Below are 14,972 nucleotides of genomic sequence, written 5' to 3'. Positions count from 1 at the left end.
TGTAATTATATTTGCTTTATTTTTTTTTATTCCCAGTCGGTGTTGTGTTTTTTTTTAAAAGGAATCTAATGTGAAGCTATTTGATGAATTTAGTGATTTCTTCTCATTGGATAATTTGAGGGAGATATATAACAGTCATATTATACTGTCGGCATCAACTGGTATTGATAATATGAATCATAAAGTATTGTGGAGGATGCTGGATGAACAATTAGCTATTGTAAATAGGAAGGTATTATCATCTGGCTATACATTCAGTAAATATAAATTAAAATTAATAAGTAAAGGTCAAGGGAAAGCACCTAGAGAAATATCCATCCCTACAATAAGAGATAAAATAGCGTTACGTGCACTTTGTAATTTCCTTAAATATAAATATTCTGATGTTTTAACATTCGACTTGCCTCAAAATATAATAAAAGATGTTAAAGAAAATATATTATTAAATAAATATGACTCTTTTATAAAGCTTGATGTTACTAATTTTTACCCCTCAATTAAGCATGAAAAGCTGATCAGTACTCTACGGATGCGACTACGAAATAAAAATATAATTTCATTAATTGACAGTGCTATAAAATCTCCTACTGTAAGTCATTCAAAAAAAACTGATGTTTACTCCATGAGAGGAGTACCACAAGGGTTATCTATTTCTAATATCTTAGCTGCAATTTATCTATCTAATATAGATAAAAAATTTAATAAGGTAAGTGACATAAAGTATTATCGTTATGTCGATGATATTTTAATACTTTGCAATGCTGAGGTAATTGAAGATATAACTAAAGAGTTAGGTTCTAGATTTAATAAACTAGGTTTGAAAATCCATAAGAGAGAGCGGAATTCAGACAAATCAACTTCCGGAAGTTTATTGTGTGATAAATTTAATTATCTTGGATATTCTTTTTTCAATGATGTAGTATCAGCTAGATCTGGTTCAGTAGATAAATTAAGAGAATCATTATTAGCAATATTCACTAGCCATAAACATTCAAAGTTTGAAAATATAAATTTTTTAGAGTGGCGAATTAATTTGAGGGTAACTGGATGTATATTTCAAAATAAATCAAAAGGGTGGATGTATTTTTTTTCGGAAATTGAAAATGAAATATTATTACACCAACTAGATAGCTTCGTTGCTAAGTTATGCAAAAGATTTAGCGTTAAGTTGAATATAAAATCTTTTGTTAGGACATTCTATCAAATAAAACATAATAGGCGTGAAACTAAATATATCCCAAACTTTGATAATTATAATATAAAAGAGATGACAAGAGTTTTAAATCATTACTTTAAAAAAGATACAAAAAAATTAACCGATATTGAGATTGAGTATCACTTCAAGAAAAGAATTTCTAATCAAGTAAAAGACTTGGAGACAGACATTAAAGATGCTGGTTATTAATATATTTAGCGTACCATTTCATCATATTATCTCTGGCGGAAATATGTTGAGCATGATTATAAATTCCACGGATGGAGTTTTTATCGACATGGGCAAGCTGTAATTCAATCCATGCACTATCAAAGCCTTTTTCATGCAAAATAGTGCTCATCATGTGTCTGAATCCGTGCCCGGTCAGTCGTCCTTTATAACCAATTTTCTCGATCACCTTGTTGATACTTGCTTCACTGATAGGTTTTCTTGCGTCATTTCTGCCGGGGAAAAGTAACGGATAATTGCCAGTGATTATTTTCAGTTCATTCAGGATTGCTATAACCTGTGGTGATAAAGGCACCAGGTGAGGACGGCGTTTCTTCATGCGCTCTTTCGGAATCTCCCACAGAGCATTTTCAAAATCAAATTCATCCCATTGAGCAAAGCGTAGCTCTACAGTTCTGACACCAGTCAACATAAGTAACTGTGTCGCGTATTTTGTTACTTTACTACCCTGATAGTTAATCAGTGCTTTAACAAAATCGGGTATTTCATTTTCACGCAGGAAAGGAAAATGCTTCACTTCCGGTTTATTCATTGCACCAGATAAATCAGGTGCTGGGTTATATTTTGCTCTGCCGGTGATCACTGCATAACGGTATACTTCCCCGCACCGCCTGCGGATCTTGCTGGCTTGCTCTAATGCCCCGCGCTTTTCGATTTTCTGCAGAACAGCCAATAACTCTAATGGCGCAATCTGGTCAATAGGGCGATTACCAATATACGGGAATACGTCATTTTCAAAGCAACGCAAAATTTCATCTGCGTAACCCTCTGACCAAGCTGCACACTTTGATGTATGCCATTCCATAGCAACAGCTTGAAACGTGTTCTCGGTGGCGAATTTGAGCGTTATTTTGTCGGCTTTACGTGCATCACTCGGATTGATATTTTCTGTCAGCTGTGTTTTAGCTTCATCCCGTTTTTTACGAGCACCTGCCAGTGTCACAGTATCGTACACACCTAAAGAGATCATTTTAGGTTTACCCGCGAACCGGTACCGGAAACGCCAGCCCTTTGATCCGTTAGGTTCAATTAACAGGGATAGCCCGTTGCCATCATTCAGGGTATACGCTTTATCTTTGGGCTTTGCTTTGCGGATTTGGATGTCTGTAAGCAGCATAATGTGTATAGTTTTTCCATTGAACCTAGACCTATACGCAATAGTATACGCATTAGTGCCTGGATTCCAGTAAACTGAGTGAGATGTCACTAGACGTATGTTTGAATTAATCTATTGTTTTTAATGAATTATTAGACTTGGCGGGATGGCTTGAGATGTATGGCTGGTGTCCCCTGCAAACACCGAACACGCTCGCATTATATTGGAATTGTTAGTAATTTTATGATGATGTTAGGGATGTGCCCGTAAAGGTGCCCACAAAGTGATTTTAACGACATGAAAAGGAGTTTTTCCACTTACGGTAGTCGCCCATTTTCCAGCGCGACCGTTCGCCTATTTTTATAGGTTTAGGCAGGTTGCCTTTCTTTATTTGGCTGTAGAAGTATTTTGGAGTGAAGCCAGCATCACCCGTCATGAACTTCATGTCAATTAAAGAATCATCGCGAATATTATCCATCCTTTCTCTCCTTCTGTAATTCACGCATAACATGCCCGAGCACTCGTTTCGGTGGAAAGTGTGGCAGGTGATTAAGCGTGGCAAATTTAGGTGTGTATTTATCGAGTATTCGGTGTGTCGTTCGTCTGATTTATTTTCCGGCTTCTCTAATTCAGCCAGGCATTCCCTTGCTATATTGTGCGGCGTCCGTTCTCTGCTTCCTGTGGTGTCATTGGTCACACCTTTAAAGTTGTCCTGCGTCAGCTAGATACATTAATATGCAGAGAAGTATCATTCCTGCATATTCAAGGTGCGTCATTGGTCACCTCAGATTTGTGCTTCAAGTAACCGGCTCCCGATATTCATCAGGTCATCACGATTGACGGTGGTAATTATTTGGCGGGGATTGGTGAATGGTCGCCATATTAAAAACATGGAGCCTTTGTTATTTCCGTTCACCGGCTTATTTGTTCCGGCGTTAATAAACGATATCCGTCCACCGGTAATGAACCTGACCTCATCAACGGTATCCAGTGCCGATTTAAACCAGCCCACAGAAGTATCAGCAGGAACTAACATTACGACCGGTTGCAATTGCTTCCTGCATTGCGCTGCGGCTTTATCTACCCACGGTTGGATATCGCTATACGGCGGGTTGCACCATATTGAGCCGTAACTTTGCCAGTCAGAGTTTAATGCGTTGTCTTTTTCGGTGAGGTAATGAGAGCAGAGGGTATTATTTTTATCGGCGGCGGCATCAAGGTAAAATCCGAATTCAGCGTCCAGTGCTGAGAATAACGGGAGGGGAGTTTGCCACAAATCACGCAATTCCTTTGGTGTTGCGCTCCCGCCGTAATCAGCTTTCATTCTCAGCCCTGCTATCATTTATATTAAACGGCATCCCGTCTGCCTTCATTGGCTTGATGCTGGCGAAATCACAAGGAACTATTATCCCGCCAAATTCCTGAGCCATCATTAATACTTGCTTTGCCTGAAGCGCCACTATGTTTTTCGGTAGCGCTATTTGATATGTTTCACCATTAATTAAAACCAATGTCGTTACTGCTTCAACTTTTTTCATTCTCCGCATCCTTCATCATCAGGAATACTTCCATAGCTGCGCGGTATGGGTTTTCGTTAAATGAAGATTCGGATGACCTTGTTGTATCAGCAACCCATATATCATCAGAATCACCAACTGTAAGGCATATTTTATTTTCAATAACAATAGGCATTGCGTCCGCTGGGTTATTGCAATAATTAATCTCAGTATTACGGAAAATATCTGTGTATAGCTTTTCACAGATATCATCGAATTGAAACTCAGCTGACAGAGAGACCGCCACAGCCTTATTAACCTCAAAGTCTGATTTGTCACGATATTTGTTCATTGGTAACCTCGAATATTAGTCTTTTGTCTATTTTTTTGTAGTCAACAAAAAATTCAGGGTAATTTTCATATATAAAATTAATATCACCTATTTTTTTAACAAGAACATACAACCCATTTCTATATGCAATTAAAATATAATCCTGACAATCATTTATTTCATTTTCAGGGTGTGTTTTTTTAAAAAACATGCCCACTTCAAGGGATTCATCCTCATCTTTTATTCTTTGTCTCTTTGATTCTCCGCGTGCATCTGTTTGGGATTTACATGTGGCACAAATATCATGACCGGTATCATGGTCAAGGTAATTAAACTTCTTACCGCACGTGTAGCATTTTTTTTATAATTACCGACCTGTATCCCATCTCACCACCTCCGCGCACACTAATTCAACATTCCGCACAGCCATTACCTGCACTGCGCGGCTCTCACATTCTGCGAGCGTATAAATATCATCGGTAACAGGCACAGCAGAGCCGTGCATTACCATTAGCAATACAAATCCGATTGTCATGGTTATTTATCTAAGCGGTAGAGTGGGGTGATTGAGTACTGTTTTTCAGGGTAGTATTTCTGCAATAAATTTAACTGGTAAGTCAGTTCGTCATCATCACGTCCCTGTGTCGTCATTCTATTCACGTACAAATATCCGGAATCATCTTTTATTGTAAATGCCACAGGTTTAACATTGTAAAATCGCTCTAGTTCGTTAATTACTTCATCAATAAAAGATATATCTTCTAGAAGAACAGAGCGTAAGCCGTCTTCTTCTAAATATGATTCCTTTATTTTGCGAAGTTTATTTAATATTTCGTTATCCATCACCCCTCCTGAATTTTTCTATATCCAGCCTCATATAACTCTTCAGCAATTTCATGAATTGAATAGCCATTTTCAATTCTTTCAAGAAAATCACCTAATTCGCGAACTTGATTTACAGCTATTTCCTTGCGCTTTTCATCAGCAATTTCTTTTGCTAAATCTGAGCAGTCAAAGCAGATATTTGCTGCCTGTCCTTGAATTAAATTATCTTTACCAACATGACCGCCACAGAGGTTACAGACATCTTTCGGGTCTGGCTCTGGTATGACAAATTTCATCACCTGACCGTGCATCGCGTATTCACTTTTCATATTCATTCCTCTGTTATCAGCATATAAGCCCTTATGAACTCTTCCGCGACCGGCGCGACGATGGCATTTCCGTAGGCGCGGAGTTTTCCCACTCGACCGGCAACCCCATCAGCCAGCGGGAATGCTCTGGATTCAACTGGCCGCCACTTGTCATCCCGGCAGAGCAACCAATCAGCATCTCGCCAGTGACCGTTAATCGGGTTGGTGTGTTCGCTATTGCCAACTGCGCTGCCGTTTGGATATTCATCCCTCCCTGCCTGCCACTCGTTCCGGCACCGGTTCCCGCGTTTGATGTCGGAGTAGGCCAACCCGCCATCCACACCACCCGACCCAGCAGAGCATTCAGTGGCACGTTCCGGCATTCCTTGCCGTCTTTCCAGTCCCGCGTTGTCGGAGTCGGCCACCCAGAACAACCGCTGTCTGATATGCGGCGCACCGAAGCCCGCAGCGCATAAATCGACTGCTGCTGTGGAGTAGTCCTTTGCTTCCAAGTCAGTTTGTACAAGGTCGAGCCAACCGAGGCCGTCTTTGCTTGCAACCTGTTCACCAAAGATAATGCCAGGCTTGCACTCGCTGATGAGGTGGAAGAATGCAGGCCAAAGGTGCCGCTCGTCAGCAAATCCATTTCCTTTACCTGCCGAGCTGAAAGGCTGGCACGGGCAACTTCCTGTCCATACCGGCTTGTTATCCGGCCATCCGGCCAGACGCAAAGAATGTGACCAGACACCGAGGCCGGCGAAGAAGTGGCATTGTGTGAATCCGCGTAAATCATCGGGTGTGACATCTTCAATACTCCTTTCGTCCACTATACCCGGCGCTATATGACCGGCAGCAATGAGATTCCGTAACCACTGAGCAACAAACGGATCGTTTTCGTTATAAAATGCGGTCATTGTTATTTCCTCAGCATCCCTGCATTACGCTTCATCCTGAAACGGTGGGGTTATTAAAGCCGAAATCCTTTCCACTGATTACCGTACTTAATGCCGAGTGTGCTTAATGCGGCATCCATTGCCTCAATAAACTCCGGTATCTGCTGGTCGAATTCCTGCATCATTTTTTCGTCACGCTCTACCGGTATATGGACAATTTCCTTTCCTCCCGGCATCCGTGGGTCGTAGTTTGCGAAATGCCAGACATCCTTTCCGGTGATCCACATTGAGTATTGAACCTGAGCTGTGTATTCCTTTTTCATGGCTTTGATTCCGTTTAAAGCCAGATCGATAAAGACTTCCGTTGTCTTGGGGCATTTAAGCTCAAGCCCGGCGCTATCACTGCAAATACCGTCAGGAGAGCAGGCTGCCCGCAACGATTCATCCCTGAAAATTATCGGGTCTTCCGTGACCATCAGCCCGCTGTAAAACTCAAATGTCATCCGTGCTTCGAGCTCGTAGTCCTTTCCCCATTCCAGCGATCTGGCGGTAACTTCCTTGCTTACGCCAGTACAAACTTCACCGATAAGCGTATTGAAATACGTCTTTTTGGTATCACTCCATGTCGTACCTGAACGTGGTTTAGCCAGCACTTTCCAAACCTCAGAGGCAGTAATCACCCCGAGGCGTAGCGACAGCCATTCTTCGCTTCCCTGCGATATTTTGGATAAGTTGATGCCGGTTCTGCTGAGAATGATGTCGTTGCTAATCATTATTCGCCTGCCTTTTTCCTGAGCATGTCTACGATGGTGTTAGCTTCAAATACAGTTAGCTGCTCCGGGTGAGATATAGGACGGTTGAATTTTTTACTGATGAATGCGAGGAATGTATCGCTCCACTCTCCACCAACCTTAATCATCAGGTCGGCTATATCCTGTAACTGATTTTCGCCGGCAGGGGTGATATCACGTTCCTGTGACTGCTCACCTTTAAAATCGATACCTTCACCTGATTCTGTGTTCACGTAATCGATAGCCTGATCAAGCCGTTCACGCCGAGGCCAGTATTTAGCCGCCTGTTTCACGACTGTTTTCAGGATCATCTGTTCTTCGTCAGTTACCCACGGGCATGACTTTTGTTTTGATTTCCACGCCTTCCAGGCTGATGACCGGTCACGGATTGCGTAGATATCAGCAATCGGCATTGTGTGTGTCAGGTAATCGCCGTCATCTGTTTTCACTACGACATACGCCCCGACAATATCGCCGCGCTCTTGCGCTGGTGCGAAAGCGTTGTATTCATGCCGAGGGGCTGTATCGATAGATGTGAGCTGGAAGTTATCGTTTTTGCGGACAATGCTGGACTGGCACCACTTTATTGCGCCTGATTGCTGCGCGATGTGCATCAGCCCCATGTAGCTGATATCGAGGCATACCTTTTTATCTCTCGGAACCAGATAAGCCAGTTTTTGTACCGGGTTTAAACTGATCCCGATAGCGGCAATGTTCATCACTGCGCTACGCACAGAAATAAGGTTGTTCACAGCCACGTTTGCCAGGTAATCGTTATTGGCAAATATTTGCATAGCGAACTCAGATTCCCTTTTGAATGCTATGCTCGGCTCACTGCAAACCTGCTCAAAGTCCGTTTTGAGCGGGTTTATTGTTTCGTACACTTTTTGTATTGCGGTACTCATTGCTCTCTCCCGATGAGGTGCGCATTCCGAATCCCTTCGAGTAACGCATCCAGTGATTTGCCGTTTTTGATGAAGATAGGATCCATTATCTTTTCCATTTCCGGCGATAAGATATGCTCAGGGAGCCCATCCATGAACTCGGCAGCATCCATGCACAGAGCATCGTTTACAGCATCCTGCCGTGCCGCATGTTCCAGCCGCCGCTCTTCCTGAGCATCCTGCACTGCGTATGCATTCATGCCGCCTCCTTGCCTGCCAGTTCTGCTATGACGTCCATGTCGAATCCCGCCTTCCGTAGCGTTTCAACGACTGATTGCTCATCCATGCGAATCAGTGCTTTCTCGACGATTATGTCCGTATAATCTTCGACTATCTTAATCACTGCTTCAGCGCTTCCTTTGCTGATTTTTAATCCGCAGTGTTCATCAAACTCAATTTCGTGCTCATTGAAAAAAGTCACCCGTGAGTTGCATGAGCGATGATATTTAATTGCGATATTGTTTTGCATAAAATCCCCCTTACATCGCCGTCGGGATAACAGCTACGGCGGCGACAATGACGAGCGCTAAATTTTCAATCCAGCGCGGAGTGTGTTTATTTCTCTTTGCCTGAGGCGTGACGATACGCACCGCGCAGCTATCGAGCATTGCGCGACAAGGTTTAGTTTTCATGTTGTTTACCTGCTGATATCCCGTGGTGGGATAGGGTGGTTAGTAATTCATTGAGAGGTGAGGTACTTCGCCGTTAATTACCATTTTAAGAAATTTAGTTGCTGCCTTGTCGTCAAATCCTGCCTTGGTCAGCGCCTGCAACGCTTCACGGTTGAATTCACGTTGATGCTCTTTATTCGCCTGACGCTTTAATTCTTCCTGCTTCTGGCGCTCAACTTCTGCCAGTCGTGCTTTTTCGGCTTCCTCTGCCTTGCGACGCTCCGCTTCAATTGCCGCCAGCTTTTCACGCTCAGCACGTTCCTGTGCTTCTTTGGCATCATTTGCAGCCTTTGCGATAGCTTCCTGCTTTTCGCGTTCAGCACGTTCCTGTGCTTCTCTGGCATCACGCTCACGCTTGGCTGCTGCCTCGACTTCCTGTCGGGCTTTTAACTCTGCCGCCTCACGTTCCTGCTTAACTTTCAGCTCGGCAGCTTCACGGTCGCGCAGTGCTTTCTGCTCGGCTTCGATTCGCGCCTGCTCTGCTGCCTGACGCTTGATTTCGTTTTCGTGCTCAATGCGCTTGCGTTCTTCTTCGGCTTTGCGCAGGTCGTGCAGTTCGTTCATCTGCAATGCTTCGCCGTGGTCACGTTCGATTTTCTTAACCAGCTCTTCGGCTTCTTCCAACACGGTGACAGGCTTGCGGATTTCATCGCTCAGTGCGTCGAGTTCATCACGGCATTGCTTGCGGCTGGCATCTACTTTCTTCGGTAGCTCTTTTAATTCATCAACGACCAATTTACCGGCTTTGTCGATGTATGTTTTCGACTGCGTTACTTTGTAGGCCAGTGATTTAATGGCGTCGCGGTTCTTTGCTTTGGATAAATCAGTATCCAGTTCAGCCTGCTCTGCGAGGGCTTTATCCCGGATGCTGGACAACATCATTTGAACCTTATCCGGTGCCGTAAAAATGTCGAGCGCCGTCTCTGGTTCGATAATGACCAGTTCGTTTGACATAATTAACTCCGTTTATTTATAGGGTGGGTTACTTCTGTGTGAAAGAGAGCAGGGCGGCTATTCGTTTCCGAGTGCCTTGTTGATTGCTGCGTCAGCCTGGTCATGATGAGCAACCAGCTTCCGGAGTTCGATTAGCGCCTCCAGTAAGTCAGGTGCCGCTGTGATTAATCTGGCATCGTGAATTGACATATATCCTGATAACCCAAAACCGGTATTACTGTAATCATCATGAAACCATTTTCCGGCGCCAATGTGATGATAGGTCTCACTTGCTGTCGAGTGATTACACTCGATGTCATCGAGAATCGCCCACGGTGCTGGAGTGTTTTTAAGCTCCATGTTATTTCTCCCTTGCTCTGAGCATTGCGTCTGCCATGCGGTAATAAAGCTCAGCGGCGTTATCTAGGATAACGTCGGATGATTGTGGGGAATAATATCCCGTGTCTTCGGTTTGCGCAGCCCAGTCACCTTGCATTGCTTTGGCTGCAAAATAATCACGCAGACTTTTTCTGTGTAGTAAGTCACGAAGCTCTTTAGTTCTGCCTGTCGAGCGATAAAAACACTCTTCACTGCAATGTCCTGAATTTTCAGCGCATGGGTTATCGCTATAATCAACATCAAAAATAAATGATTTACCTGTGTTGCTTATTTCCTTTTCACAGGAAAAGCACAAATACTTATCTGTCATACTTCCTCCCTTGCACTTCCCTGTGCCTGTTTCCGTGATGTCTGTTAATCGGTATAAGCAATGTATTTAAACTTTCCATTGCCGAAATATTCAAAGTATCCGCCGAAGGTGCCGCGTACTTTATCTTCAACATCTTTGATATCCATACCAGCAGGGTAAACACCCTCTTTAATCATTGATGCGCTGGAGTGTGGCTTGCTGTGCCAGTCCACCTTGCTTGCGTCAAGCGGTCTTGGCTCACATGAGCGATACACGCCAGTTTCTTTATTTAAGCTGACTACGTAATCGTTAGAAATCTCGTCCTCTGACTCTTCCCATCCGCACGTTTCACAGTAGCCGCGAGGTGAAGTGCACGCTCTGCATGGGGCGCTGATATGGCATGAACAATTCTCAACCGGGTGCTCTTTCACTACACCTTGGCACCCACTGCGCAGGCAAATATCACCTTCTATATATCCGTATTTACTCACTGCTCCTCCGTTATCCCCGCATTGCGAGGTGTTAGTCAGTAACTGAATGCCTGCTTTTAACCACATCAGGCGAGGTGTCCGTGTGCCACTGATGGAAATAAGTTAAGATGCTCTTAACCCTATAAAATGAGACAAATAAAAATGAATAATAAAGACATTGCAAAGCGCTTGGACGCGCAGCATATTTTGCTGAAATCAATTTTTGACGCGCTGACTACTGAGCAAAAATCCGAGGTTGAGGAAAATATTAAAAGCCTGAGTCAGGCAGCTAAATACTCAGATATTCTGGAATCGTTTGACGATCCGGAAGATGCAGAGAAATCAGCATTGGATTTGCTTTACCTTAAATAAGACTATTATCTGAAAGAGATTAGCCCATCCGTGGGCTATTTAGCCTCTGCGCTCACACAACCCATCTGGTTATGCCCGCACTGCTACTGTGGAAAATTGAGCCAGGCAAATTCACCGTGTAGCTCTTTTGCTGCCTGGTCGTATGCTCTGGCGGCATCCGTTCTGTCTACAAATAAACCAAGGTGAGTTACCTTGCTGTTACAGCATATTTGAGCCTGCCACTTCCTCATTGATCGCATCCAACTAACTCCCTTATAACCGCTTTTATTGTTGACTCTGATCCCTTGGTTGTGTTGATTTTGATTGTGCGTACACAGCCGAATGTTTTCGATTCTGTTATTCAACTTGTCGTTGTCGATATGGTCTATGTGCATATCAGGGCAGTGACCATGAACAACCGCCCATATAGCCCTGTGTTCAATGACGGTGCCAACCACCGGAAGGTTTAACCTTTTATATCCCCTGTGGTCTATCCATGCTGTGTATGGTTCACCTGTTGCTGTGTTAAACAAGCAACCGCGATCATTGTCGTAATCAATGTTTTTAAAGTTTGACTTCACATATTTGTTGCTGAATTTCATTTGAAATACACCTCGTCGGGTAAGGAATATTTCCTATGAAATTGCATCTCATTGACCATCCATACTGGCTTGGTTCCGCCGAGTGCCCGACGCATGGTTTAAAGTCGCGCCGTTCGACTATCGCTATCTCCGGTTGCCCTTCGATGGATATAAATATACCCGCAGGTAATTTAAATGTAAATACCCGCAGGTAAACTAAATTGGCGTAAGAAGTTTACCCAATTGATTTAACAGGTAATTTATTTTCAAAAAATCGTCACGATTGGACGCAGATCACACAGGCGGGGGAATTGCAGGCACAAAAAAGCCCTCACGGGGAGGGCTGGGGGGTTATTTTAACCTTTCGAGTAGTTCGTTTTTTTTCTTTATTTTATCGGCTCGGTGTATCATTAGACTCTTAAATGACTGTATTTCATCCATTACTGACCGTATGTATACCAGAGATGAAAGTGAAGCCACGATAAGTCCAAGGCTTACCGAGATCGCTACATTTATACTCACTGCTGGATTTTTTAGGAGAAACAAAGCAGCACTAGCAACGGCAAAAATAACGTAAACCCAAAAGAGTATGAATAGCTTATTTTGCTTAACCTTGATAATACCTTTTAATCGCTTTAATTCAGACTGGGTTAATTGCTGGTGCTCGCTGGCCTCGGGTATCTTAAGCATCGCCTGAACAGCAAATGAGGCGGGAAAGAATAAAATAGTTATTAATACCCAAGGCGTTATTGCACTGTTAATAGTTACATAGTTAAGTGCAACCTGAGCAACTATAAAGCCAAGGGAGAAGGCCATTATCATGGTAACTAACAGTTTTCCAGTACTCATACAGCCCCCTGATTAATTTAGTTTTTCTCTCCGATTTCTCCCGCATCTACTTTGGATAAAAGCCATTTATGCATCTGCAAATATAGATGATTCTCATCAATTAGTCCATTGTAATACTGAACGTTCAAGTTGCCACGGAGCCTCAATTCACTTCCTTTTATGATTCCACCGCCATCTAAGCTGATTTCAATATCATCTTCATCTATATGCCTCATTGAGCTTGCCAGGCTGTCAAGAACATCCTGCCCAGATTTCGATGTTTTTCTGAAATATGTTATTTCCAGGTTAACTTGAAGGTTAGCGTCATCCAGTGAATCCTCAAGCTTTAAGTCGTTAAAAAGCTTCATACCAAGCATTGCTTTAATTATGTCGCCACCCTTACCTGTTGGCATGTATTTTATTTTTTTTACTTTCTCAAGGGTTTCAATGCATTTGTTTTCAATGGAAATATTTCCATTACTGTCTTCTGCTTTTATTGGAACGCTACCTAGCTTAATTTTTTTAACTGGGGAGCTTTCCATTATTTCAATTGTTTTTTCTGATGGTTTGTCTTGTAAAATCAAAAAGCTATCTTCATTTAGACATTCTGAAAATCTATGGATTAACCAGTTTAAATGATTTTCAATATCTTTTGATGACAGGGCTTTTGACTGAACAATCATTACGTGATTTTGAAATATCCCAAAGTGCAATATTGAATCAATAAATTCTCTTTTTATCTTTTTTGTATCTTCAGAAGTAAGTCCTTCATCCGATAATAGCTGTATTTGTTCTGATGTTATTGCATCAATGTCATAAAAATCGGAGTCATCATTGATTGTCATCAGCGCTTGACTCCTCCCTTGTTCAAACAAAATTAACTGCCCGAATAAAATTGTTTTATATAGCTCATTTTTGTTTATTAGGCGGAAGGGGCTGCTGGGGTCAGTTGGTGATATCTTTTCTTGTCTATTGGAGACTTTGGATGCAGTGCCATCCTTAGATATTATGGAGCTAACTATTTCTTGTAAAGTCGATTCACAATTAGAAAGAACGGCTCTTTTATAGTGAACTACCTTATTTCTATTATCTTTTGACATCCATATTATTCCTGTAAATTAAATAAGTTACACAACCACACCCTAAAACGTGTCGTCAGTCCGCTATCACCGCACCAAACTCACCCCCACCACCGCATCTATCACAATCACCGCGATAAGCAGAGTGTACAGCTTGTGGCAGCATATCCAGTTGTACAGGCGCTTCATTGGGATGTGTCGGGCTGTCAGCCGTGGAACTTATACTTGATGGACTGACTGACAAGCACTTTGGCCTGTATTAACACTCCATCAATTGTTTCTTCGTTCAGGTGCCACGTCTCATATTTCGGGTTATCCGATATCACAGCGAGGCGCTTGTACTGCATTTGCAGGCGCTTAATGTAGAGCTGATTGTCCAGTATGAAGACATAAATTCCGTCACCGTCAAAATGGTTAACAGTCAAATCAACGAATATCTGATCACGCGGCTCGAACGTCTCCGCCATTGAGTCACCTTTAACGGTGATCATCTTTACGGTATCAGCAGGCCTTCCACCGAACAGCCGCTTGGCTTCCTCTGCGGAATATTCGATTGCCGTTATTGTTTCAATAAACTCATCAAGAACTAGCACCCCTGGTCCCGCGCTCGCTTCGACATCGAGAACTTCAACTTTGTAGGTGTTGCTTGGTGATGGGGCTGGTATGTCAGCATCTGTTATCCCATCCATCCACCCATGAGGTAGCCCTAGTGCCGCCTGAATAGCGATAACCATCTTATCCCCTATACGCTTGTACCCATTCTTTTCAGGTGAGTAAAGCATTCTGGATACGTATGACTTGTCCTTGCCAATAGCTCGAGCGAATTCCTCCTGCGTCCCGTACTGGGAGACGAGTTCGAATAGTTTTTGTCTTCTTTTTTCAAATAAATCGTTTTCAGCATTCATTAGCAAATCATCCGACAAATTTACCTTCCGGTAAATTGCCTGTAGGTATTGATTAATTGTTTACCTATAGGTATATTTATCTCATGCATAGGTAAACAAGGACAACGCATGGAACAATTACGGATTTTCCTAAATGCGCTATCGGTATCGGATCAGGAGTATTTCGCGAAACGCTGCGGAACCACTATCGGATACCTGAGAAAGGCAATCTCAAAGGGCTCGAAATTAGGCACTGAGCTCTGTGTGCTTATCGAAAAAAATAGCAATTCAGCGGTTAAGCGCCAGCACCTGTACCCAGAAGATTGGGCGAAGAACTGGCCTGAACTCGCGGCATAACA

General features: G+C 43.0%; 24 protein-coding genes. 3 read left to right on the top strand and 21 right to left on the bottom strand.

From position 1 onward, the window contains the following. Window positions 1-70 precede the first annotated feature (70 nt). Window positions 71-1,405: a reverse transcriptase domain-containing protein gene (locus AYY17_RS03315; RefSeq protein WP_067421231.1), complete on the top strand. Its 1,335-nt coding sequence runs from the start codon at window positions 71-73 to the stop codon at window positions 1,403-1,405. Here the strand turns inward: AYY17_RS03315 and AYY17_RS03310 are convergent. The 17 genes from AYY17_RS03310 to AYY17_RS21440 form a co-directional block, all read right to left on the bottom strand. Continuing rightward, complete coding sequence (locus AYY17_RS03310) at window positions 1,386-2,561, bottom strand: tyrosine-type recombinase/integrase (protein WP_067421229.1); 1,176 nt, start codon at window positions 2,559-2,561, stop codon at window positions 1,386-1,388. The genes AYY17_RS03315 and AYY17_RS03310 overlap by 20 nt on opposite strands. 268 nt (window positions 2,562-2,829) lie before the next feature. Next, window positions 2,830-3,018 (bottom strand): helix-turn-helix transcriptional regulator, encoded by a 189-nt coding sequence (locus AYY17_RS03305; protein ID WP_067421227.1) that lies wholly within the window; start codon window positions 3,016-3,018, stop codon window positions 2,830-2,832. Window positions 3,019-3,324: 306 nt separating this feature from the next. After that, on the bottom strand, window positions 3,325-3,864 hold the full coding sequence (locus AYY17_RS03300) for a phage N-6-adenine-methyltransferase (RefSeq protein ID WP_067421225.1): 540 nt from the start codon (window positions 3,862-3,864) through the stop codon (window positions 3,325-3,327). After that, on the bottom strand, window positions 3,854-4,078 hold the full coding sequence (locus AYY17_RS03295; RefSeq protein ID WP_067361737.1) for a hypothetical protein: 225 nt from the start codon (window positions 4,076-4,078) through the stop codon (window positions 3,854-3,856). Before AYY17_RS03295 ends, AYY17_RS03300 begins: the two co-directional genes overlap by 11 nt. Further along, on the bottom strand, window positions 4,065-4,388 hold the full coding sequence (locus AYY17_RS03290; protein ID WP_067421223.1) for a phage protein NinX family protein: 324 nt from the start codon (window positions 4,386-4,388) through the stop codon (window positions 4,065-4,067). The genes AYY17_RS03295 and AYY17_RS03290 overlap by 14 nt, the downstream gene beginning before the upstream one ends. Before the next feature lie 516 nt (window positions 4,389-4,904). After that, on the bottom strand, window positions 4,905-5,210 hold the full coding sequence (locus AYY17_RS03280) for a hypothetical protein (RefSeq protein WP_067421219.1): 306 nt from the start codon (window positions 5,208-5,210) through the stop codon (window positions 4,905-4,907). Further along, window positions 5,210-5,521, bottom strand: a complete 312-nt coding sequence (locus AYY17_RS03275) for a hypothetical protein (protein WP_067421217.1) — start codon at window positions 5,519-5,521, stop codon at window positions 5,210-5,212. The genes AYY17_RS03280 and AYY17_RS03275 overlap by 1 nt, the downstream gene beginning before the upstream one ends. Before the next feature lie 2 nt (window positions 5,522-5,523). Continuing rightward, entirely contained in the window at window positions 5,524-6,414 is an 891-nt protein-coding gene (locus tag AYY17_RS03270; protein ID WP_067421215.1) for a DNA cytosine methyltransferase, read from the bottom strand. A gap of 53 nt (window positions 6,415-6,467) precedes the next feature. Next, entirely contained in the window at window positions 6,468-7,163 is a 696-nt protein-coding gene (locus AYY17_RS03265; protein ID WP_067421316.1) for a lambda exonuclease family protein, read from the bottom strand. A gap of 2 nt (window positions 7,164-7,165) precedes the next feature. Next, entirely contained in the window at window positions 7,166-8,089 is a 924-nt protein-coding gene (locus tag AYY17_RS03260; protein WP_067421213.1) for a recombinase RecT, read from the bottom strand. Beyond that, window positions 8,086-8,328: a hypothetical protein gene (locus AYY17_RS03255; RefSeq protein WP_067421211.1), complete on the bottom strand. Its 243-nt coding sequence runs from the start codon at window positions 8,326-8,328 to the stop codon at window positions 8,086-8,088. The genes AYY17_RS03260 and AYY17_RS03255 overlap by 4 nt, the downstream gene beginning before the upstream one ends. After that, window positions 8,325-8,597, bottom strand: coding sequence for a hypothetical protein (locus tag AYY17_RS03250; protein WP_067421209.1), 273 nt, complete (start codon window positions 8,595-8,597; stop codon window positions 8,325-8,327). Before AYY17_RS03250 ends, AYY17_RS03255 begins: the two co-directional genes overlap by 4 nt. Before the next feature lie 10 nt (window positions 8,598-8,607). Next, entirely contained in the window at window positions 8,608-8,760 is a 153-nt protein-coding gene (locus tag AYY17_RS21810; RefSeq protein ID WP_202906368.1) for a hypothetical protein, read from the bottom strand. 39 nt (window positions 8,761-8,799) lie between these two features. Continuing rightward, window positions 8,800-9,753, bottom strand: a complete 954-nt coding sequence (locus tag AYY17_RS03245) for a hypothetical protein (RefSeq protein WP_067421207.1) — start codon at window positions 9,751-9,753, stop codon at window positions 8,800-8,802. Between the two features lie 57 nt (window positions 9,754-9,810). Next, window positions 9,811-10,092, bottom strand: a complete 282-nt coding sequence (locus AYY17_RS03240; RefSeq protein ID WP_067421205.1) for a hypothetical protein — start codon at window positions 10,090-10,092, stop codon at window positions 9,811-9,813. Between the two features lies 1 nt (window position 10,093). Next, window positions 10,094-10,441, bottom strand: a complete 348-nt coding sequence (locus AYY17_RS03235) for a hypothetical protein (protein WP_067421203.1) — start codon at window positions 10,439-10,441, stop codon at window positions 10,094-10,096. Between the two features lie 44 nt (window positions 10,442-10,485). Next, on the bottom strand, window positions 10,486-10,977 hold the full coding sequence (locus AYY17_RS21440; RefSeq protein ID WP_156656613.1) for a hypothetical protein: 492 nt from the start codon (window positions 10,975-10,977) through the stop codon (window positions 10,486-10,488). Window positions 10,978-11,052: 75 nt separating this feature from the next. On the opposite strand from AYY17_RS21440, the gene AYY17_RS03225 reads away from it, so the two are divergent. Continuing rightward, a complete protein-coding gene (locus tag AYY17_RS03225; protein ID WP_067361767.1) occupies window positions 11,053-11,262 on the top strand; it encodes a hypothetical protein in 210 nt (69 codons plus the stop codon). Between the two features lie 83 nt (window positions 11,263-11,345). Here the strand turns inward: AYY17_RS03225 and AYY17_RS03220 are convergent, their stop codons facing one another. From AYY17_RS03220 to AYY17_RS03205, 4 genes are all read right to left on the bottom strand, one after another. Next, window positions 11,346-11,843: an HNH endonuclease gene (locus AYY17_RS03220; RefSeq protein WP_067421201.1), complete on the bottom strand. Its 498-nt coding sequence runs from the start codon at window positions 11,841-11,843 to the stop codon at window positions 11,346-11,348. 330 nt (window positions 11,844-12,173) lie between these two features. Further along, a complete protein-coding gene (locus tag AYY17_RS03215) occupies window positions 12,174-12,671 on the bottom strand; it encodes a hypothetical protein (RefSeq protein WP_067421200.1) in 498 nt (165 codons plus the stop codon). 17 nt (window positions 12,672-12,688) lie between these two features. Further along, complete coding sequence (locus AYY17_RS03210; RefSeq protein WP_067421198.1) at window positions 12,689-13,750, bottom strand: hypothetical protein; 1,062 nt, start codon at window positions 13,748-13,750, stop codon at window positions 12,689-12,691. Window positions 13,751-13,935: 185 nt separating this feature from the next. Continuing rightward, window positions 13,936-14,652, bottom strand: coding sequence for a S24 family peptidase (locus AYY17_RS03205; protein ID WP_235845256.1), 717 nt, complete (start codon window positions 14,650-14,652; stop codon window positions 13,936-13,938). 90 nt (window positions 14,653-14,742) lie between these two features. Here AYY17_RS03205 and AYY17_RS03200 point away from each other — a divergent pair, with 90 nt between their 5' ends. After that, a complete protein-coding gene (locus AYY17_RS03200; RefSeq protein WP_067421194.1) occupies window positions 14,743-14,970 on the top strand; it encodes a helix-turn-helix domain-containing protein in 228 nt (75 codons plus the stop codon). The last annotated feature ends 2 nt before the right edge of the window (window positions 14,971-14,972 follow it).

The organism is Morganella psychrotolerans, assembly GCF_001676055.1.
Taxonomy (GTDB): domain Bacteria; phylum Pseudomonadota; class Gammaproteobacteria; order Enterobacterales; family Enterobacteriaceae; genus Morganella; species Morganella psychrotolerans_B.
Note: the sequence above shows the minus strand (reverse complement) of the source record. Positions and strands in the feature narration are given on the sequence as shown.

Bases quoted from the DNA above. Each gene is read 5' to 3' on its own strand.
- AYY17_RS03310 (WP_067421229.1), bottom strand. From the start codon at position 2,561: ATGCTGCTTACAGACATCCAAATCCGCAAAGCAAAGCCCAAAGATAAA.
- AYY17_RS03305 (WP_067421227.1), bottom strand. From the start codon at position 3,018: ATGGATAATATTCGCGATGATTCTTTAATTGACATGAAGTTCATGACG.
- AYY17_RS03300 (WP_067421225.1), bottom strand. From the start codon at position 3,864: ATGAAAGCTGATTACGGCGGGAGCGCAACACCAAAGGAATTGCGTGAT.
- AYY17_RS03295 (WP_067361737.1), bottom strand. From the start codon at position 4,078: ATGAAAAAAGTTGAAGCAGTAACGACATTGGTTTTAATTAATGGTGAA.
- AYY17_RS03290 (WP_067421223.1), bottom strand. From the start codon at position 4,388: ATGAACAAATATCGTGACAAATCAGACTTTGAGGTTAATAAGGCTGTG.
- AYY17_RS03280 (WP_067421219.1), bottom strand. From the start codon at position 5,210: ATGGATAACGAAATATTAAATAAACTTCGCAAAATAAAGGAATCATAT.
- AYY17_RS03275 (WP_067421217.1), bottom strand. From the start codon at position 5,521: ATGAAAAGTGAATACGCGATGCACGGTCAGGTGATGAAATTTGTCATA.
- AYY17_RS03270 (WP_067421215.1), bottom strand. From the start codon at position 6,414: ATGACCGCATTTTATAACGAAAACGATCCGTTTGTTGCTCAGTGGTTA.
- AYY17_RS03260 (WP_067421213.1), bottom strand. From the start codon at position 8,089: ATGAGTACCGCAATACAAAAAGTGTACGAAACAATAAACCCGCTCAAA.
- AYY17_RS03255 (WP_067421211.1), bottom strand. From the start codon at position 8,328: ATGAATGCATACGCAGTGCAGGATGCTCAGGAAGAGCGGCGGCTGGAA.
- AYY17_RS03250 (WP_067421209.1), bottom strand. From the start codon at position 8,597: ATGCAAAACAATATCGCAATTAAATATCATCGCTCATGCAACTCACGG.
- AYY17_RS21810 (WP_202906368.1), bottom strand. From the start codon at position 8,760: ATGAAAACTAAACCTTGTCGCGCAATGCTCGATAGCTGCGCGGTGCGT.
- AYY17_RS03245 (WP_067421207.1), bottom strand. From the start codon at position 9,753: ATGTCAAACGAACTGGTCATTATCGAACCAGAGACGGCGCTCGACATT.
- AYY17_RS03240 (WP_067421205.1), bottom strand. From the start codon at position 10,092: ATGGAGCTTAAAAACACTCCAGCACCGTGGGCGATTCTCGATGACATC.
- AYY17_RS03235 (WP_067421203.1), bottom strand. From the start codon at position 10,441: ATGACAGATAAGTATTTGTGCTTTTCCTGTGAAAAGGAAATAAGCAAC.
- AYY17_RS21440 (WP_156656613.1), bottom strand. From the start codon at position 10,977: ATGTGGTTAAAAGCAGGCATTCAGTTACTGACTAACACCTCGCAATGC.
- AYY17_RS03225 (WP_067361767.1), top strand. From the start codon at position 11,053: ATGAATAATAAAGACATTGCAAAGCGCTTGGACGCGCAGCATATTTTG.
- AYY17_RS03220 (WP_067421201.1), bottom strand. From the start codon at position 11,843: ATGAAATTCAGCAACAAATATGTGAAGTCAAACTTTAAAAACATTGAT.
- AYY17_RS03215 (WP_067421200.1), bottom strand. From the start codon at position 12,671: ATGAGTACTGGAAAACTGTTAGTTACCATGATAATGGCCTTCTCCCTT.
- AYY17_RS03210 (WP_067421198.1), bottom strand. From the start codon at position 13,750: ATGTCAAAAGATAATAGAAATAAGGTAGTTCACTATAAAAGAGCCGTT.
- AYY17_RS03200 (WP_067421194.1), top strand. From the start codon at position 14,743: ATGGAACAATTACGGATTTTCCTAAATGCGCTATCGGTATCGGATCAG.